The following is an 18,535-nucleotide window of genomic DNA, read 5'->3' as shown; positions in this document are numbered from 1 at the left end:
GTGGAGGAATTGACTGGGACAGGATGTTTTTTTACCAGTCAAATAACCTGCCGATCTTTATCTGCCATAGGAGGATGGAGAATGAACATTCATGAGTATCAAGGTAAAGAGATACTTAAACAGTACGGTGTGAAGGTTCCGGAAGGACGCGTTGCCTTCACAGTGGACGAGGCAGTAGAAGCTGCCAAAGCACTCGGAACACAGATCAACGTAGTAAAAGCTCAGATTCATGCAGGTGGCCGCGGTAAAGCGGGTGGCGTAAAAGTTGCGAAAAACCTCGATGAGGTTCGTACATACGCCCAAGAAATTCTGGGTAAAGTCCTGGTGACTCACCAAACTGGCCCAGAAGGAAAAGAAGTAAAGCGCCTTTTGATCGAGCAAGGTTGCGACATCAAAAAAGAATACTACGTTGGTGTAGTCGTTGACCGTGCAACAGGCAGCGTAGTGATGATGGCGTCTGAAGAAGGCGGTACGGAGATCGAGGAAGTGGCAGAACACTCCCCAGAAAAAATCTTCAAGGAAGTCATTGACCCGGTAACTGGTCTGAACGCTTTCCAAGCTCGCCGACTGGCTTATGCCATTAACATTCCAAAAGAACTGATCAACAAAGCTGCGAAGTTCATGATGAGCCTCTATCAAGCATTTGTTGACAAAGATTGCTCGATTGCAGAAATCAACCCACTGGTTGTTACTGGCGACGGTGAAGTAATGGCTCTCGATGCCAAACTGAACTTTGACAGTAACGCTCTCTATCGTCATGCTGACATCGTGGCTCTTCGCGACCTGGATGAAGAAGATGAGAAGGAAATTGAAGCTTCCAAATATGACCTCGCGTACATCGCACTCGATGGTAACATCGGATGCATGGTAAACGGTGCAGGTCTGGCGATGGCTACAATGGACATCGTGAAATTCTACGGTGGAGATCCTGCCAACTTCCTTGATGTAGGTGGCGGAGCTACTGAAGAAAAAGTTACGGAAGCGTTCAAAATCATCCTTCGTGACGAAAAAGTAAAAGGTATTTTTGTCAACATCTTCGGCGGCATCATGAAATGCGACGTCATCGCAAACGGCGTTGTAAATGCAGCGAAACAAATCAAATTGGACAAACCACTCGTTGTTCGCCTGGAAGGTACCAACGTGGAGCTCGGGAAGAAAATCCTGAATGAATCCGGTTTGAATATCGTAGCTGCTGAATCCATGGCGGATGGCGCAGAGAAAATCGTATCTTTGGTGAAGTAAATTAAGCGATCAGATACGTATAAAAAGGTGGGAAAAATACGCGATGAGTATTCTCGTAAATAAAAATACAAAAGTCATTACACAAGGGATTACAGGTGCAACCGGTTTGTTCCACACTCGCGGTGCAGTTGAATACGGTACACAAATGGTTGGCGGTGTAACACCGGGTAAAGGTGGCACTGAAGTTGACGGTATTCCAATTTTCAACACGGTGGCGGAAGCTGTCGAAAAAACGGGTGCAAATGCATCTGTGATCTACGTAGCTCCTCCTTTCGCTGCTGACGCGATCATGGAAGCAGTAGACGCTGAACTGGATCTCGTAATCTGCATTACAGAAGGTATCCCAGTTCTCGACATGGTAAAAGTAAAACGTTACATGGAAGGCAAAAAGACCAAGCTGATTGGTCCTAACTGCCCAGGCGTCATCACTCCAGGCGAGTGCAAAATCGGCATCATGCCAGGATATATCCATACACCAGGTAAAGTGGGAATCGTATCCCGCTCTGGCACGTTGACCTATGAAGCGGTACATCAAACCTCTACTCGTGGAATCGGTCAATCTACTGCTGTAGGTATCGGTGGTGACCCTGTAAAAGGTATGGAGTTCATCGACGTCCTGAAAATGTTCAATGAAGACCCTGATACAGAAGCGGTTATCATGATCGGTGAGATCGGTGGTACTGCGGAAGAGGAAGCAGCTGACTGGATCGCTGCTAACATGAAGAAGCCAGTAGTGGGCTTCATCGGTGGCCAAACAGCTCCTCCAGGAAAACGCATGGGTCATGCTGGCGCAATTATTTCCGGTGGTAAAGGTACGGCTGCTGAGAAAATTGCCAAGCTGGAATCTTGCGGTGTTCGCGTAGCGAAAACCCCTGCAGCTATTGGTGAAACATTGGTAGAAGTACTGACCGAGCGTGGCATGTTGGACAAAGTTTTGTCTAAATAAGCCATATATGTCGCAATTCAAAACGGACTGGCTCAGGCTAGTCCGTTTTGTTATGGCGTAAAATGCAGTCTGTTGTCGAGTCGTACGTCATCGATTTCGACGGATAGAAATATTTTTGAGCAGCTCGCTGTTATTCGTTACAATTGGAAAACAATCCAAAGGTACGAGCGGGGAGCGTGTAATCATGCAGTGGAATAGCGTGAACGAACGGGATATCTTGTACTTTTTGTTGAAAATTCCGGGTCTGGGCAGAAAAAGAATTTGGGCTATTTATGAGGCGTACGGATCTTTTGCAGCGGCGATGGACGAATGGGATTACCTGATTGATCAACTGAAGCTGAAGGAAGCAATGACTAAATCGTTGGGGAAAAGCTCGCCAATAGAATGGATCTTACGGCTTTCATGGGAGCGGATGACGGATGAAATTCAGTACCTTTGCTTTCTGGATCAAGCCTTTCCTCGTCAGGTTTCTCAGATTCCAGACCCTCCGCTCGCCTTTTTTTATCGTGGGGATCTTTCCTTGTTGCATGAATATCCTGCTGTGGGTGTCGTAGGATCGAGAAAACCAACACCATACGGCCGTGCAGCCTGTGCTCATTTCGCAAAGGATTTGGCGCAGAGGGGATTCGTCATTGTCTCCGGGTTAGCCTACGGAATTGATGGAGAGGCGCATGTAGCAGCGTTAAAAGCAGGAGGTAAAACGATTGGTGTGATGGGCTGTGGCATCGATCAGATCTATCCCACAGGTCATAGAAAGCTGTATGAGCAGATGGAATCATTCGGGCTCATTCTCTCTGAATATGCGCCAGGTACACCTTCTGTCCCTGGATTGTTTGCGGATCGAAATCGCATCATTAGCGGCCTTAGTCTCGGGGTTCTTGTTGTAGAAGCAGCAGAACGAAGCGGCTCATTGATCACTGCCGATTGTGCTTTGGAGCAGGGAAAGGACGTTTTTGTGGTACCAGGGCCCATTTTCTCAGAAATGAGCGCTGGTACGAATAATTTGATCAAGCAAGGTGCAAAGCTAGTGACAACGAGCAAGGATATTTGGGAGGAGTGGCCGCACTTATTCATGGACAGCAAAACATCTATTAATATAGAAAGAACACGAAAAGTGTCGATGGATGATAGGGAGCAAGCCGTCTACGATCTGCTGACAGAAGAGGGTGTGCATGCCGATCAGCTTCTGGAGCGCGCTTCGATTTCCGAGCGCAAAATGCTGCATCAAACACTTCTTGTACTTGAAAGCAAAGGGATTGTGATTAGTTTGCCGGGTGGTTATTTCGCTCGTAGGTAATGACCAAAGTACAATCCTCATGCTGCCAGACGCGTTCAGATGTTTGACAAATCGGATAGGCATCATTAATAATAGGGGAGATTCCTTACTAAAAGGGGAGGAAAAAAATGGCTGACACGCTCGTAATCGTAGAATCCCCTGCGAAAGCGAAAACTATTGGGAAATACCTGGGTAGCAAATATATTGTAAAAGCATCTATGGGCCATGTGCGCGATCTTCCGAAGAGTCAAACGGCAGTTGACGTTACACGTGGCTTTGAACCGAAATACATAACGATTCGCGGCAAGGGAGACGTATTAAAAGCTCTGAAGGACGCAGCGAAAAAAGTAAAAAAAGTCTATCTCGCAGCTGACCCGGATCGCGAAGGGGAAGCAATCGCTTGGCATTTGGCACAATACTTGGGCCTCGATCTGGATCAGCCTCTTCGGGTTGTTTTCAACGAGATCACCAAGGATGCGATTAAGGAAGCATTCAAGCATCCTCGGCATATCAATATGGACCTGGTGAATGCACAGCAGGCCAGACGCATACTGGACCGTCTAGTCGGCTACAACATCAGTCCAATTCTCTGGAAAAAGGTTCGAAAGGGCTTGAGCGCTGGACGCGTTCAGTCTGTTACGGTAAAGCTCATCATGGATCGCGAACGAGAAATTCAACAGTTCGAACCTGAAGAGTATTGGACCATTGCAAGCAAGCTGTTGAGCATGGGCAAGGAATTTGAAGCAAAGTTTTATGGCTATGGCGAAGAAAAAGTAGAGCTTTCCTCTGAAGAAGATGTAAAACAAGTTTTTGATCGAATCAAAGACCAGAAGTATGTTGTGCAGAAAGTGACCAAGCGGGAGCGTAGACGCAACCCTGCTGCTCCTTTCATCACCAGTTCACTTCAGCAGGAAGCGGCAAGAAAGCTCAATTTCCGTACAGCCAAGACGATGAGGATTGCGCAAGAGCTGTATGAGGGGATCGATGTAGGAAACAAGGAAGGCGCTGTAGGTTTGATTACTTATATGCGTACAGACTCTACCCGTATCTCTACGACTGCACAAAACGAAGCAAAAGAGTACATACTAGAAAAATACGGACCTGATTATGTGTTGGCAGAGCCCCGTGCACAAACCAAGAATGAAAATGCTCAGGATGCCCATGAAGCGATTCGCCCAACTGCAGTCATGCGTACTCCGGATGAAATCAAACAGTTTTTGTCGCGGGACCAACTGCGCTTGTATCGATTGATCTGGGAGCGTTTCCTAGCTAGCCAGATGTCATCTGCAGTGCTGGATACCATGAGTGTGGACATCGAAGCAGGCGGCGTTGTTTTCAGGGCGACAGGCTCCAAAGTGAAATTTCCTGGGTTCATGAAGGTCTACATAGAAGGAAATGATGATGGCAACGAAGAGGAAAGCTTCTTGCCACCGATTGAAGAAGGTCAGGTTTTGGAGCTGCTGGATTTGGAGTCGAATCAACATTTCACTCAACCACCACCACGCTACTCTGAAGCCCGCCTTGTCAAGACGCTGGAGGAAAAAGGGATTGGACGTCCCTCCACGTATGCCCCTACTATGGAAACCATACAAAAACGCGGGTATGTTGCTCTAGAGGAGAAGCGCTTTGTCCCCACGGAGCTTGGTGAAATCGTCATTACTTTAATGGAAGAGTTTTTTCCTGAAATCCTTGACGTGGAATTCACGGCAAATATGGAGTCGGGTTTGGACAGCATCGAGGAAGGCGTTACCGAGTGGGTAAAAGTTCTGGATTCGTTCTATGGCGATTTTGCCAAGCGTGTTGCTTTTGCAGAAGAAGAGATGAAAGAAATTGAGATTAAAGATGAAGAATCCGATGAGATGTGCGAGCTGTGCGGAAGAGTCATGGTTTACAAGCTGGGGCGATTCGGCAAGTTTCTGGCATGCTCGGGATTCCCGGATTGCAGAAACACGAAAGCAATCGTCAAAGAAATCGGCGTGAAGTGCCCGCAATGTGAAACCGGATCGATCATCGAACGTAAATCTAAGAAGAGCCGGATTTTCTATGGTTGCAATCGCTATCCTGAATGTGATTTTGTATCATGGGACAAACCGATTGCACGCCCGTGTCCGAAATGCTCGCATTTGCTCGTGGAAAAGAAACGCAAAAAGCAGGGTGTCAGTATCGTATGTACCAACTGTGACTATCAGGAAGAAGCAGATTCTTGATCAGATTTTTTAAAGGCTTGGAGGATTAACAGCATGACACAAGCACCAATAACCGTCGTGGGCGCTGGCCTGGCAGGAAGTGAAGCCGCCTGGCAAATTGCCCAGGCCGGAGTCCCGGTTCGATTATATGAAATGAGACCAAAGACACAGACGCCAGCCCACCATACGGACAAATTTGCAGAACTGGTTTGCAGTAATTCCCTCCGCGCAAATGCACTGACAAACGCTGTCGGTGTATTAAAAGAAGAAATGCGTCGGTTCAGCTCCGTCATTATTGGAGCAGCCGACCGCTGTGCCGTTCCAGCTGGTGGAGCTCTCGCGGTGGATCGCCATGAATTCGCTGAATACGTGACCAATGCCGTCAGCACTCATCCATTGATTGAAGTCGTGAAGGAAGAAATTACGGAGATTCCTGAAGGGATTGTCGTAATTGCAACGGGACCACTCACTTCACCATCCCTTTCGCAGCAACTGAAGAATCTGACAGGTGAAGAGTATCTGTACTTCTACGATGCAGCAGCGCCGATCATTGAAAAAGACTCGATCGATATGAACAAAGTGTTCATGGCTTCTCGCTATGACAAAGGTGAAGCAGCCTATCTGAATTGCCCGATGACGGAAGAAGAGTTTAATCGTTTCTACGACGAGTTGATTGCCGCTGAGGCCGTACCATTGAAGGACTTTGAGAAAGAGATCTTCTTTGAAGGCTGCATGCCGATTGAAGTCATGGCCAAACGCGGTCGTAAAACCATGGTGTTTGGACCGTTGAAGCCTGTAGGGCTGACAGACCCGCACACAGGAAGAAAGCCGTATGCAGTGGTTCAGCTTCGTCAGGATAATGGTGCAGCTACACTTTACAACATCGTTGGTTTTCAAACCCATCTGAAATGGCCGGAACAAAAACGCGTATTCTCCTTGATTCCGGGTCTGGAAAACTGCGAGATCGTTCGATATGGCGTGATGCATCGCAATACGTTCATCAACTCGCCAAAGCTGCTGAAACCGACCTATCAATACAAGGATCGTGACACGCTGTTTTTTGCAGGTCAAATGACAGGTGTCGAAGGATATGTAGAGTCAGCTGCTTCGGGCCTTCTGGCTGGGATTAACGCAGCACGCCTGGCAAAAGGGGAAGAGCTTCTAGTCCTACCACCAGAAACGATTATGGGAAGTATGGCGCGTTACATTACGACGGCTGACCCTAAGCATTTTCAACCGATGAACGCGAACTTTGGACTGGTACCCGAATGGCCAGAACGAATTCGCAACAAACGGGAGAAAAACGAAAAACTTGCTGAGCGGGCGCTAGACATAATTCAGAATTTTACACAATAACGACACAATTTGCGTTGAAATCTGATTTTCCACTGTGTTACTATATAGGTGCTTCGAGGAGGGTGCATCCCATATGGATATTTCGCAGCAGCATGAAGCGGAGATTTCGATGTTTACTCGTTATTTGCGAATCGAAAAAAACGCCTCTCCTCACACGGTGAAGCAATACGTGGCAGATATCAGAGAATTTGTCGCCTTTATGGAACAGCACCAAATCACTGCATTTGCTGCTGTTTCTTATTTGCATGGTCGCTCATTCTTGGCACTCTTGGCTAAAAAGGGGCTCTCACGCCGAAGTATTGCCCGCAAGCTCTCTAGTTTGCGAAGCCTGTGTCGTTTTTTATTGCGTGAAGGTCAATTAGAACAAAACCCTTTTCAACTGGTCTCGACTCCAAAAATGGAGAAGAAACTCCCTTCCTTTTTGTATCCACAAGAAGTACAGGCGTTTTTTGACCTTCCTGACATGTCTACTCCATTAGGGATACGCGATCGACTGATTTTTGAACTGCTCTATGCCAGCGGCATGCGCGTGTCCGAATTGGTCATGCTATCTGTAGATAATGTGAATCCGTCTATGGGAGTCGCTCTGGTTTTCGGTAAAGGAGCAAAAGAACGATATGTTCCGATAGGAAGTTATGCTTGTGACGTTCTTCGGCAATACCTAGAATATGGAAGAGAAAAACTGATGGCGGGTAAGGAAGATCACGGCTACCTGGTTGTGAATTACCGGGGGGAGCCATTATCGGATCGAAGCGTTCGCCGGACCGTAGACAAATATGTAGAGACCTATGCGCTACACCTGCGCGTGTCTCCTCATACGTTTCGTCACACATTTGCTACCCATATGCTGAACGGTGGAGCTGATCTGCGTACTGTTCAGGAATTGCTGGGTCATGTCAATGTATCGACGACACAGGTATATACGCATGTGACCAAGGAGCGGCTGCGCCATGTATACGACACCGCTCACCCTCGCGCGATGACGCGCGATTCCGGTTCCACCAAATCATGATCGGGAGGAATCCGATATGGAACAGTTTCACGCCACCACAATATTTGCCGTTCAACACAACGGTTCCGTAGCGATGGCCGGAGATGGTCAAGTCACCTTTGGCAACAGTATGGTCATGAAGCACGGTGCCAAAAAAGTAAGACGTCTCTACAGAGGCGAGGTATTGGCCGGTTTTGCTGGATCTGTTGCAGACGCGATTACGCTGTTTGAAAAATTTGAAGGAAAACTGGAAGAATACCACGGCAATCTGCAGCGAGCTGCTGTAGAACTGGCAAAGGAATGGCGAATGGATAAAGTTCTGCACCGACTCGAAGCGATGATGATCGTGGTGAATAGGGAGCATATCTTGCTCATTTCAGGAAACGGGGAAATCATCGAACCGGACGATGGAATCTTGGCAATTGGATCAGGCGGGAGCTTTGCATTGGCCGCTGGTCGAGCTTTGAAAAGGTACGCGCCTCATCTGAGTGCTCGGGAAATTGCAGAAGCATCCTTACAAACAGCAGCTGATATCTGCGTCTTCACCAACAACAACCTCGTCGTGGATGAGTTGAACTGATCGAAAGGGAGGTCATTGTGTGCTGAATTTTGAGCAGTTAACCCCGCGTAAAATTGTAGAGCATTTGGATAAATACATTGTCGGGCAGGCTCAAGCAAAGAAAGCCATTGCAGTAGCTCTCCGCAATCGCTATCGCCGGAGCCGGTTGCCAGAACAAATGATAGACGATGTCGTTCCAAAAAACATCCTGATGATCGGACCAACAGGTGTGGGGAAAACAGAGATTGCGCGCAGAATTGCAAAACTGACCGGTGCTCCCTTTATTAAGGTCGAAGCGACCAAATTTACCGAGGTTGGATATGTAGGACGCGATGTAGAATCGATGGTACGCGATCTCGTAGAAGCATCCATCCGCACGGTAAAACAGGAAAAGATGGAAGAGGTTAAGGAGAAGGCTGAAAAGCTGGCGAACGAGGCGATTGTAGAGGTTCTCGTACCTTCGCGCAAGCAGCAGAGCTCCTTTAAAAATCCACTTGAAATGTTTTTTGGTGGTCAGCAGCAACAGCAGCAGAATCACACCGATACCGATGAAGCATCCCTTCAGCAGCAAAGAAGACAAGTCGCTTGGCAGCTGGATAATGGACAGCTGGAAGACCAGATCATCGAGATCGATGTAGAAGATCAGTCGCCAACCATGTTTGACATGTTCCAAATGCCGGGTACAGAACAAATGGGCATGCAAATGCAGGATATGCTGGGTAACCTATTGCCAAAGCGGACGAAGAAACGAAAATTGCGAATTAAAGATGCCCGAAAGGTATTAATTCAGCAGGAAGCGCAAAAACTGGTGGATATGGACGAAGTTACACAAGAATCAGTCCGACGGGCCGAGCAGCATGGAATCATCTTTATCGATGAGATTGACAAGATTGCAGGCAAGGATGGGCGCGGCCCAGACGTTTCGAGAGAAGGGGTACAACGAGATATTCTTCCGATTGTCGAAGGGTCCACCATTATGACGAAATACGGCCCAGTTAAGACAGATTATGTCCTCTTCATTGCAGCAGGAGCTTTTCACATTGCGAAGCCATCGGATTTAATTCCGGAGTTGCAAGGTCGCTTTCCGATCCGCGTGGAATTGACTAGTTTGAGAGTCGAGGATTTTGTCAGGATTTTGACAGAGCCGAAAAACGCTTTGCTGAAACAGTACACGGCGCTGCTGGAAACAGAAGGTGTCCATGTAGAATTCACGCCAGAAGCCATTCAAGAATTAGCGAAAATGGCAGCGGAAGTAAACCAATCAACAGATAATATCGGAGCAAGGCGCTTGCACACGATTTTGGAAAAGCTGCTGGAGGATCTCTCCTTTGAAGCTCCAGATATTCATCTAGAAGTAGTAAAAATAACCCCAGATTACGTTCAGCAAAAATTGGGAACAATCGCCGGAAACAAAGATTTGAGCCAATATATTTTGTAAGGGCAGAATGGGTGCAACATTTACCTTGGGAGGATAAATACCAATGGATCTATTGTCGAAAACAAGAAGAATTAATCGCATGCTGCAGAAATCTGCAGGGCATGCCGTAAACTTCAATGAAATGGCGCAAGTATTGAGCGATGTGATCGAAGCCAATACATTCGTCGTCAGCCGCAAAGGAAAATTGCTCGGCTTTGCTATTCACCAAGAAATGGATAACGCTCGTATGCGCAAAATGCTGGAAGAGCGCCGTTTCCCGGAAGATTACAGCCAAGGTCTCTTGAAAGTAGAAGAGACATCGGCTAACCTGGATGTCGACAGCCCGTACACGATTTTCCCGGTAGAAATGAAAGAAGTATTCCGTACTGGTTGGACAACGCTCGTTCCGATTATGGGTGGTGGCGACCGATTGGGAACACTGATTTTGGGAAGAATCAACGATCAATTCGTAGATGATGACATGATTCTCGCTGAAGTAGGGGCAACTGTGGTAGGAATGGAGATTCTGCGTGAGCGTTCCGAAGCGATTGAAGAAGAAGCGCGCAGCAAAGCAGTCGTTCAAATGGCGATTGGTTCCCTTTCCTACAGTGAGTTGGAAGCGGTTGAGCACATTTTTGAGGAGCTTGAAGGAAAAGAAGGCTTACTGGTTGCCTCCAAAATTGCGGACCGCGTAGGTATTACACGTTCGGTGATTGTGAATGCATTGCGTAAATTGGAGAGCGCAGGTGTCATCGAATCTCGCTCCCTGGGTATGAAAGGTACGTTCATCAAAGTCCTGAACGAAAAATTACTGCCAGAACTAGAGAAACTGAAAAGCTCCTAAGACAAATGAAGTCCAGTATTATCATGCTATAAAGGCGTGGCAACTTCGGTTGCTGCGCCTTTTTTACTGGGTAAATATACCTACGCATAATGAGCTTGTGATATGCTGCTGGCAAATTTTGTAGAAAATAATAGGGTATAATATCCTGCAAGAATCTGACATTCACCAATATTTCATCTAAAAAACATCGTATTGACAATAAGGCGTTTCTTATTTAGTCCCATTGAATCATTTTAGGAAAGTACATGAAAAAGGGGCTTTTTCCGCAATTGTGATTTTGCTATGATGATAACGAGCAAGATGTCGAAAATAGTGGAATAATCGGTGCATTTGTGGAAATTCCGTAAATAAGATCACATTGGGGGAGAAAACATGCTGGAAAGCTATCATTTGCAGATCCTAGAGCGATCGCTGGATGCTGCAACGCTTAGACATCGCACGATCGCAAACAACATCGCAAACATAGATACTCCTCAATTCAAGAGCAGTCAAGTGGTATTCGAGGAACTCTTGCAGCAAGAGTTAAGCGGTGTGGGAGGACAGCAAAAGCTGGAAGCATATAGAACTCACGCACAACACATTGCATTTGGCAATGCGGGAAGTCTTCCAATGCCACAGATTGTATCGAATCAAAATAACGTCATGCAAAACAATGGAAATGACGTTGACTTTGAATCAGAGATGAATCTCCACGCAAGAAACCAAATCTGGTACAACGGCTTGACACAATTTACGGCCGGTCATTTCCAAAAACTAAAAAATGTGATTCAAGGTGGGGGGAAATAGGGAATGAATTTGTTTCAAGGATTGAACACTAGTGCCTCTGCACTTACAGCCAATCGGCTGCGCCTTGATACGATTGCCGCCAACATCGCAAATGCTGAAACAACAAGAGCTACATACGTAAACGGGCAATGGCAGCCGTACAAAAGAAAAATGGTTGAATTGTCCCCAAAGTCGGCCCAGAGCTTCGACAATTTCCTGCAAGCTGCAGTAGGGACTGTAACGGGTCAAGGTTCCGAGCACGGGGTGCGCGTAACTTCGATTCGAGAAGACAACACGCCGCTCAAGCGCGTGTTTGATCCTACACATCCGGACGCAGATGCGGAAGGCTATGTTCTGAAACCAAACGTGGACTACATGAAAGAAATGGTGGACTTGATTTCCGCCTCCAGATCCTACGAGGCGAATGTGACTGTTCAAAATGCAACGAAAAGCATGCTGATGAAAGCACTTGAAATCAGATAAGGTAGGTGAAAATAGAGTATGGACATCAATGCGATCTCACAACTGAGTCCTATTCGGACACAAAATGTGCAGAGTGTACAAACACCTGCTGAGGTAACCAAAGGTTTTTCTTCATTTCTTTCAGACGCTTTGAATGATGTAAATCAAGCACAAGTAGCGTCCTCCAGAATGCAAGACGCATATGCCACTGGTAATGTGGAGCTTCATCAGGTTACGATTGCTAGCCAAAAAGCATCCGTCATGCTCGATCTGACCATGCAGGTAAGAAACAAGGTTATCGAATCCTATCAAGAGATCATGCGGATGTCTATCTAAGAGTTGTTGGTATCCTTCGAGAGGTGAATCATGAACGAACGTATAGCTTTATACAGAGAAAAGCTTAGTGCTAAATGGAGCCAGTTTTCAAAGAAACAAAAATGGATGATCGTCGGGATATCCTTTTTCTTGCTCGCATCACTTGGCCTATACATATTCATCGCTTCTCAACCGGTTTACAAGCCACTCTATAATCAACAGCTGAGCGAAAAAGAAATCGGAGCGATCAAGCAAGAACTGGAGAGCAAGCAGATCCCATACAAAATTACGGGTGGCGGTACTGGCATTGAAGTGCCGGAGAAGATGGCGCAGGATGTCATCGTGGATTTGGCTGCCCAAGGCATACCGAGTCAAGCCGGATTTAACACCGAATTGTTTTCAAGTACATTGGGTATGACGGACCGTCAATTCGATGTGATGAAAAAAGAGGCACTACAACAAGAACTGCGAAAATTGCTAGAACGTGTCAAAGGGGTTAGAAGTGCACAGGTGATGGTGACATTGCCACAAGAAAGCTTGTGGGTCACACAGACAGCTGACACGGCAACCGCTTCTGTTATTGTAGACGTCGAACCAGGGATGACTCTGGATCAAAAGCAAATCAACTCGCTCTACCTACTCGTATCTCGAAGCGTTCCGAAATTGCCAATGGAAGCAATTGCAATCATGGACCAATACTCCAATCCATTGGAACGCACAGATGGAAATGAAAACGAAACTTCTTTGAGCAGTTTTAAACAGCAAGAAGAGATCAGGGCGGAAGTCGAAAAGAAAATCCAGCAAAACCTGTACAATTTGCTTGGTACGATTATGGGCAGAGACAAAGTGATCGTCCATACGTTTATCAAAATGAACTTTGACAAGGAAAACCGCGTAGAAAATCTCGTGGAAGCACCTGACAAAGAAAATAACGAAGGACTTATCATTTCTTCTCAACGTTTATCGAAAGCTTTTTCAGGACAAGGAAACCCTCCAGGCGGTATTGCCGGGACAGGGGATAATGCTGTACCAAGTTACCCAGGCAACAATCCTCAAGGCACGAACAGCCAATATGAGGAATTGAACGATACGATCAATCGTGAAGTGAATCGGATAACGCGCAATGTGGTCATGAGCCCGTACAAGATTGAGGATATGACCATCAACGTAGGTGTAGAACCACCGGCAGGCGGTCAGTTGGACGATGCGACCATCGAAAGCATCAAACAGGTTCTTCGCAATGTTGTACGCGTAACCTTGAGTAATAACGGAATCGAACTTACTCAGGAAGAGCTAGATCAGCACATTTCTGTTTTGCCACGAGAATTCTCGGGTAAAGTCAATGTAGCGGACTCTACTTCACTCGATCCTGCTTTGCTTTGGACTGTAGGTGGTATCGCAGCACTGGCACTTGCAGCCGTTGCGTTCCTGCTCTATCGCAGACGTCGTCAGTCTCAAATGATGAAAGAGGAAGATTCTGAACTGTTGGCAGATACACAACCGATGGAAATCCCTGACTTGATGTATCAAGAGGATAACGATCAGGTTGTCGTCAGAAAGCAACTTGAAAAATTGGCGCGAAGCAAGCCAGATGAATTCGTCGTACTGCTTCGTACATGGTTAGCAGAAGATTAAGGAGTGAAAGGGTATGGCTCGCGGCGCTAAAGAGTTGACTGGACGACAGAAGGCGGCTATCCTGCTCATCTCGCTGGGGCCCGAAATCTCAGCACAGGTGTTCAAACACTTACGTGAAGATGAGATTGAGCAACTGACATTGGAAATTGCCAATGTCCGTAAAGTGGATACCGACGAAAAAGACAAGATCTTATCCGAGTTTCATCAGATTGCAGTAGCAAAAGAAGTGATTGCCCAAGGCGGTATTACCTACGCCAAAGAAATTCTGCAAAAAGCGCTGGGTGAAACCAAAGCGATGGATATCATCAATCGCTTGACGGCAAACCTGCAGGTCAGACCATTTGATTTTGCCAGAAAGGCAGATCCGGGTCAGATTTTAAACTTTATTCAGAATGAGCATCCACAGACGATTGCATTGGTACTCTCTTACCTTGAGGCGCAGCAGGCTGCTATGATCCTCTCTGCGTTGCCGCAAGAACGTCAGGCAGAGGTAGCCAAACGCATTGCGATGATGGACAGCACCTCTCCAGAAGTGATTGCACAGGTAGAGCAGGTTCTGGAGCAAAAGCTATCTGCAACAGTTACACAGGACTATACGCAAGCAGGGGGCATCGAATCCATCGTTGCAGTACTCAACGGCGTAGACCGCGGAACCGAGCGCACGATTCTCGATTCCCTGGAAATTCAGGACCCGGAGTTGGCCGAGGAAATCAAGAAGCGCATGTTCGTCTTCGAAGATATTGCAACTTTGGACAATCGTTCCATTCAGCGTGTCATTCGCGATGTGGAAAATGCAGACCTGCAGCTTTCACTCAAGGTTTCGAGCGAAGAAGTGCGTGAAGTTATTTTCCGCAACATGTCCAAACGGATGGCCGACACGTTCAAAGAAGAAATGGAGTTCATGGGACCTGTCCGACTTCGCGACGTCGAAGAGGCTCAATCTCGTATCGTTGCGATTATCCGTCGCCTAGAAGAGGCGGGTGAAATCATCATCGCACGCGGTGGAGGAGATGATATCATTGTCTAGGATCATCAAGAGCGCGAATTACAAGCCCTCAGACGATTCTTTCCTCCTCTCGGTGACGCCTGTAATCCTACAGACGGAAGTGGATCCTGAAAGGTTGCAAAAAAATCAAGAAATTTTAAATCAAGCCGAAATCGAAGCAAAAACGATTGTTCAGGATGCGGAAGAAACCGCTCAAACGATATTGAGACAGGCTTCAGAGCAAGGAGAACAACTTAAGCAACAAGCCATGCAAGAGATCGAGCTTTGGTGGCAACAAAAACGTGAGGAAGCAGACACCTTGTTTCAAGAGGTGAGAGAGAGCGCCTATCAGTCAGGTTTTGAAGAGGGACGCTCGGAAGGTCACCGTCAAGCGTATGAGGAAGAGACCGATGCCGTTACGCAGGCGCGATCAATCCTGGAGCAAGCGTATACCAACAAAGAACAGATCGTGGCAGAAGCAGAACCGTTCCTCGTAGAGCTTAGCTTGGAGGTTGCACAAAAAGTAATCGGTATCGAGCTGGAGCAGCAGCCCGAACTCGTGCTCGAAATGGCGAAAAAGGTTTTGAGACGATCGCGTGTACATGGAAACATCACGGTATGTGTGAACCACAAATACTTCGAAAGCGTGCAGGAGAACCGCGCTCAGCTGCTCGCCTTGTTGGATGGACAAGCTGAACTCTCCATCTACCCTGACTACACCGTTCAAGACGGAGGATGTGTCATCCGTACACAGCTCGGCAGCGTAGATGCTCGTGTCGACACACAGCTAAGTGAAATCAAACGCGTTTTGCTGGAGATTGCCCAAGGAAGTGACCATGCATGACCATCCTAGATCTATCTCGGTACCGACAAGCATTGCAAGCAATGGATACCATGCGTGTGAATGGCAAGGTCACACAGGTCGTTGGTTTGACCATCGAATCCGAAGGGCCAGAAGTCAGACTCGGTGAGATCTGTCATATTACCCCGCACCACAGGCAGGAACCGATCATCGCTGAGGTAGTAGGTTTTAGGGATAACAAGGTATTGCTTATGCCTCTGGGTGAACTGACGGAGATTGGGCCAGGCTGTGATGTTGTAGCGACGGGTCGCTCGCTGGATGTCAAAGTCGGTCCGGAGATTCTAGGGAGCATTCTGGACGGTCTGGGAAGGCCATATCAAGGGTCTTTGCCATTTGGATTGGCTTCCTATCCAACCAACAACATGCCGCCTAATCCCATCCTCAGACCGCGTATCAAAGAACCTTTGAGCGTAGGTGTCCGAGCGATCGACGGACTGCTGACGATTGGTAAAGGTCAGCGGGTGGGTATTTTCGCCGGATCCGGGGTAGGGAAGAGTACACTGATGGGGATGATCGCCCGAAATACGACGGCTGATATCAACGTCATTGCCCTGATTGGTGAACGTGGACGCGAGGTCATGGAATTTATCGAGCGAGACCTCGGAGAAGAAGGCTTAAAACGCTCGGTTGTGATAGTCGCTACCTCCGATCAACCCGCTATGATTCGGATCAAGGGTGCCATGATCGCTACTTCCATCGCGGAATACTTTCGCGATCGCGGCATGAATGTGATGCTGATGATGGACTCTGTGACACGTTTTGCGATGGCACAGCGCGAGATCGGACTTGCCATCGGTGAGCCGCCCGCGACGAGAGGATATACGCCTTCTGTATTTGCTCTACTGCCTAAGCTGTTGGAGCGTGCTGGTACAGCAGATCGGGGAAGCATTACGGCCTTTTACACGGTACTGGTTGACTCAGACGACATGAACGATCCGATCGCGGATGCTGTTCGCGGGATTTTGGATGGACATATCGTATTGGATCGGAAAATTGCTCAAAAAGGTCAATTTCCTGCGATCGATGTGCTGCAAAGCGTGAGTCGTGTCATGACGGAGATCGCGAGTGATTCCCACCAGGAGGCAGCCCGCCAGCTAAAGCGGCACATGGCAACCTTTCGGGAAGCGGAAGATTTGATCAACATTGGCGCCTACAAACCAGGTACGAATCGAGAAATTGATGCTGCGATCCGCTATCGGGACATCATACGGGATTTTACAGCGCAAGGTACCCACGAGCCATCAGATCTAGCAGGAACCATAAAAGCATTAACAGCCCATTTTGGAGGAGTGAACTAGCGTGAAAAGTTTTACCTTTCATCTCCAAAAAGTTCTTGATCTGAAAGAAAAGGAGAAGGAGCAGGCGGAGTGGGCTTTCGGTAAATCGCTTCAGCGCAAGAACGAGGAAGAGTGGAAGCTGGTACGATTGCACGAGCACCATGACGATATGACCCTCAAGCTGGAAGAGGTCCAGGCGCAGCAGTGCAGTGCGGCCGACCTCATCATGCTTACGCAGTATCGACAATCCGTAGAGCGCTCCATTTCCAACCAGAAAAGAACGCTGCGAGGTTGTGAGCAAGAGGTGGAGCGTTGCCAATCCAGTTTGACTGAGCGGATGAAGGAATCACAGCTCTGGCAGCGCATGCGGGAGCGTTCTCTCACTCAATTTCTCGACGCACAAAAGCTGAAGGAACAAAAAGAGTTGGACGAAATCGGCACACAGCTCTACCTTCGGCGAAGCAACTGAGGAGGTACCAAATGGAAGAGATCCAAGAAGAACGGGAGTACAGCAGGTGGGAATGGTTCTTTTACATGATTGTCATTCCAGCTCTGTTTGCCAGCCTCCTTGGTGGTGTACTCCTCAGCTTTCTAGGCGTGAATGTACTGGGGAACGTACTCCAGTGGGCAAACACGATACCGTACGTGGAAAAGATTGTCCCGGACGATTACGTGGCTGCTCCTAAGACAGAGGAGAAACAGGATCTGAATCAACAGGTTGTAGCTCTACAAACCGAGCAGACAAACAATCAGCAAGCGATCACTGCCTTGCAAAGTGAAACGGCAAAAAAAGACGTCACGATACAATCGCTGGAAAAACAGGTGCAGGATTTAAACAAAATGCTGGAAGACAAGCAAGCCACTGAAGCTGAGCGTCAACAGCAATACCAGGATTTAGCCAAGGTGTATACGACGATGTCCGCTAAAAATGCAGCAGCAATCATCGGAAATCTTAGTTTGGAAGAGTCGGTCACCGTTATGACTAAAATGAAGCCAAACCAGCGAGCAGAAATTTTGGCCAAGATGGAACCAAAGCTGGCGGCTGACATATCCATTCTGTTGAAAGACTCTGTCGTCAACAAGGACGATGACATTGCTGCCTTGCAAGAACGTGTGCAGGTGCTAACCAAAGCCCTGAGCGAAACACGCGAAGGATCGTCAAGCAATGTCGACGATACGTTTGCCAATACGTTCGCGCAGATGCCTGCAGAGGATTCAGCAGCTGTGATTCGCGCAATGATGCAGACGAACAAGACCAAAGCATTGACTCTGTTATCGTCGATGCCTGAGGCGAGACGAGCACAGACTCTTTCTGCGATTGCCAAGGAAGACAAGAAAAGCAATGACAATCTGGCAGCGCGGATCTCGGAGGAGTTGCTGCGACAATAGAGTGTCCACGTGTCACTCGAGTCGTTAT

General features: G+C 47.6%; 18 protein-coding genes. All 18 read left to right on the top strand.

The window, feature by feature from the left end; genetic code table 11:
- The first annotated feature begins 81 nt into the window (after positions 1 to 81).
- Positions 82 to 1,242 (top strand): ADP-forming succinate--CoA ligase subunit beta, encoded by a 1,161-nt coding sequence (gene sucC / locus EDM52_RS03245; protein ID WP_122907568.1) that lies wholly within the window; start codon positions 82 to 84, stop codon positions 1,240 to 1,242.
- A 43-nt stretch (positions 1,243 to 1,285) separates the two neighbouring features.
- On the top strand, positions 1,286 to 2,188 hold the full coding sequence (sucD, locus tag EDM52_RS03240; RefSeq protein ID WP_122907567.1) for a succinate--CoA ligase subunit alpha: 903 nt from the start codon (positions 1,286 to 1,288) through the stop codon (positions 2,186 to 2,188).
- A 184-nt stretch (positions 2,189 to 2,372) separates the two neighbouring features.
- A complete protein-coding gene (gene dprA / locus EDM52_RS03235) occupies positions 2,373 to 3,485 on the top strand; it encodes a DNA-processing protein DprA (protein ID WP_122907566.1) in 1,113 nt (370 codons plus the stop codon).
- 107 nt (positions 3,486 to 3,592) lie between these two features.
- Positions 3,593 to 5,671 (top strand): type I DNA topoisomerase, encoded by a 2,079-nt coding sequence (gene topA, locus EDM52_RS03230; protein ID WP_122907565.1) that lies wholly within the window; start codon positions 3,593 to 3,595, stop codon positions 5,669 to 5,671.
- Positions 5,672 to 5,704: 33 nt separating this feature from the next.
- A complete protein-coding gene (gene trmFO, locus EDM52_RS03225) occupies positions 5,705 to 7,006 on the top strand; it encodes an FADH(2)-oxidizing methylenetetrahydrofolate--tRNA-(uracil(54)-C(5))-methyltransferase TrmFO (protein ID WP_122907564.1) in 1,302 nt (433 codons plus the stop codon).
- A gap of 73 nt (positions 7,007 to 7,079) precedes the next feature.
- A complete protein-coding gene (gene xerC / locus EDM52_RS03220; protein WP_122907563.1) occupies positions 7,080 to 8,018 on the top strand; it encodes a tyrosine recombinase XerC in 939 nt (312 codons plus the stop codon).
- 16 nt (positions 8,019 to 8,034) lie between these two features.
- The gene (gene hslV, locus EDM52_RS03215) at positions 8,035 to 8,577 is read left to right on the top strand and encodes an ATP-dependent protease subunit HslV (RefSeq protein WP_122907562.1); all 543 of its coding nucleotides are present in this window, start codon (positions 8,035 to 8,037) and stop codon (positions 8,575 to 8,577) included.
- 19 nt (positions 8,578 to 8,596) lie between these two features.
- The gene (hslU, locus tag EDM52_RS03210; protein ID WP_122907561.1) at positions 8,597 to 9,994 is read left to right on the top strand and encodes an ATP-dependent protease ATPase subunit HslU; all 1,398 of its coding nucleotides are present in this window, start codon (positions 8,597 to 8,599) and stop codon (positions 9,992 to 9,994) included.
- Positions 9,995 to 10,037: 43 nt separating this feature from the next.
- Positions 10,038 to 10,817 carry a GTP-sensing pleiotropic transcriptional regulator CodY gene (gene codY, locus EDM52_RS03205; RefSeq protein WP_122907560.1) on the top strand — a complete coding sequence of 260 codons (780 nt, stop codon included), beginning with the start codon at positions 10,038 to 10,040 and terminating at the stop codon, positions 10,815 to 10,817.
- A 372-nt stretch (positions 10,818 to 11,189) separates the two neighbouring features.
- The gene (flgB, locus tag EDM52_RS03200; protein WP_122907559.1) at positions 11,190 to 11,603 is read left to right on the top strand and encodes a flagellar basal body rod protein FlgB; all 414 of its coding nucleotides are present in this window, start codon (positions 11,190 to 11,192) and stop codon (positions 11,601 to 11,603) included.
- Between the two features lie 3 nt (positions 11,604 to 11,606).
- Positions 11,607 to 12,065 carry a flagellar basal body rod protein FlgC gene (gene flgC, locus EDM52_RS03195; protein ID WP_122907558.1) on the top strand — a complete coding sequence of 153 codons (459 nt, stop codon included), beginning with the start codon at positions 11,607 to 11,609 and terminating at the stop codon, positions 12,063 to 12,065.
- Positions 12,066 to 12,083: 18 nt separating this feature from the next.
- Complete coding sequence (gene fliE / locus EDM52_RS03190) at positions 12,084 to 12,380, top strand: flagellar hook-basal body complex protein FliE (RefSeq protein WP_122907557.1); 297 nt, start codon at positions 12,084 to 12,086, stop codon at positions 12,378 to 12,380.
- 30 nt (positions 12,381 to 12,410) lie between these two features.
- Complete coding sequence (gene fliF / locus EDM52_RS03185; RefSeq protein ID WP_122907556.1) at positions 12,411 to 13,994, top strand: flagellar basal-body MS-ring/collar protein FliF; 1,584 nt, start codon at positions 12,411 to 12,413, stop codon at positions 13,992 to 13,994.
- Positions 13,995 to 14,007: 13 nt separating this feature from the next.
- Complete coding sequence (gene fliG, locus EDM52_RS03180; RefSeq protein ID WP_122907555.1) at positions 14,008 to 15,021, top strand: flagellar motor switch protein FliG; 1,014 nt, start codon at positions 14,008 to 14,010, stop codon at positions 15,019 to 15,021.
- On the top strand, positions 15,005 to 15,823 hold the full coding sequence (locus EDM52_RS03175) for a FliH/SctL family protein (protein ID WP_122907554.1): 819 nt from the start codon (positions 15,005 to 15,007) through the stop codon (positions 15,821 to 15,823). Before fliG ends, EDM52_RS03175 begins: the two co-directional genes overlap by 17 nt.
- A complete protein-coding gene (gene fliI, locus EDM52_RS03170; RefSeq protein ID WP_122907553.1) occupies positions 15,820 to 17,139 on the top strand; it encodes a flagellar protein export ATPase FliI in 1,320 nt (439 codons plus the stop codon). The genes EDM52_RS03175 and fliI overlap by 4 nt, the downstream gene beginning before the upstream one ends.
- Before the next feature lies 1 nt (position 17,140).
- Positions 17,141 to 17,587 carry a flagellar export protein FliJ gene (gene fliJ, locus EDM52_RS03165; protein ID WP_122907552.1) on the top strand — a complete coding sequence of 149 codons (447 nt, stop codon included), beginning with the start codon at positions 17,141 to 17,143 and terminating at the stop codon, positions 17,585 to 17,587.
- A gap of 11 nt (positions 17,588 to 17,598) precedes the next feature.
- Entirely contained in the window at positions 17,599 to 18,507 is a 909-nt protein-coding gene (locus EDM52_RS03160; RefSeq protein ID WP_122907551.1) for a MotE family protein, read from the top strand.
- The last annotated feature ends 28 nt before the right edge of the window (positions 18,508 to 18,535 follow it).

The sequence above is a fragment of the Brevibacillus invocatus genome, from assembly GCF_003710915.1.
Lineage (GTDB): Bacteria > Bacillota > Bacilli > Brevibacillales > Brevibacillaceae > Brevibacillus > Brevibacillus invocatus.
This window is presented reverse-complemented; position numbering and strand designations above follow the sequence as displayed.

Excerpts from the sequence above, each read along its gene's own strand:
- fliG (WP_122907555.1), top strand. The coding sequence starts at position 14,008 with ATGGCTCGCGGCGCTAAAGAGTTGACTGGACGACAGAAGGCGGCTATC.
- codY (WP_122907560.1), top strand. The coding sequence starts at position 10,038 with ATGGATCTATTGTCGAAAACAAGAAGAATTAATCGCATGCTGCAGAAA.
- dprA (WP_122907566.1), top strand. The coding sequence starts at position 2,373 with ATGCAGTGGAATAGCGTGAACGAACGGGATATCTTGTACTTTTTGTTG.
- xerC (WP_122907563.1), top strand. The coding sequence starts at position 7,080 with ATGGATATTTCGCAGCAGCATGAAGCGGAGATTTCGATGTTTACTCGT.
- hslV (WP_122907562.1), top strand. The coding sequence starts at position 8,035 with ATGGAACAGTTTCACGCCACCACAATATTTGCCGTTCAACACAACGGT.
- sucD (WP_122907567.1), top strand. The coding sequence starts at position 1,286 with ATGAGTATTCTCGTAAATAAAAATACAAAAGTCATTACACAAGGGATT.
- sucC (WP_122907568.1), top strand. The coding sequence starts at position 82 with ATGAACATTCATGAGTATCAAGGTAAAGAGATACTTAAACAGTACGGT.
- topA (WP_122907565.1), top strand. The coding sequence starts at position 3,593 with ATGGCTGACACGCTCGTAATCGTAGAATCCCCTGCGAAAGCGAAAACT.
- EDM52_RS03175 (WP_122907554.1), top strand. The coding sequence starts at position 15,005 with ATGATATCATTGTCTAGGATCATCAAGAGCGCGAATTACAAGCCCTCA.
- fliE (WP_122907557.1), top strand. The coding sequence starts at position 12,084 with ATGGACATCAATGCGATCTCACAACTGAGTCCTATTCGGACACAAAAT.
- EDM52_RS03160 (WP_122907551.1), top strand. The coding sequence starts at position 17,599 with ATGGAAGAGATCCAAGAAGAACGGGAGTACAGCAGGTGGGAATGGTTC.
- flgC (WP_122907558.1), top strand. The coding sequence starts at position 11,607 with ATGAATTTGTTTCAAGGATTGAACACTAGTGCCTCTGCACTTACAGCC.
- fliI (WP_122907553.1), top strand. The coding sequence starts at position 15,820 with ATGACCATCCTAGATCTATCTCGGTACCGACAAGCATTGCAAGCAATG.
- trmFO (WP_122907564.1), top strand. The coding sequence starts at position 5,705 with ATGACACAAGCACCAATAACCGTCGTGGGCGCTGGCCTGGCAGGAAGT.
- fliF (WP_122907556.1), top strand. The coding sequence starts at position 12,411 with ATGAACGAACGTATAGCTTTATACAGAGAAAAGCTTAGTGCTAAATGG.
- flgB (WP_122907559.1), top strand. The coding sequence starts at position 11,190 with ATGCTGGAAAGCTATCATTTGCAGATCCTAGAGCGATCGCTGGATGCT.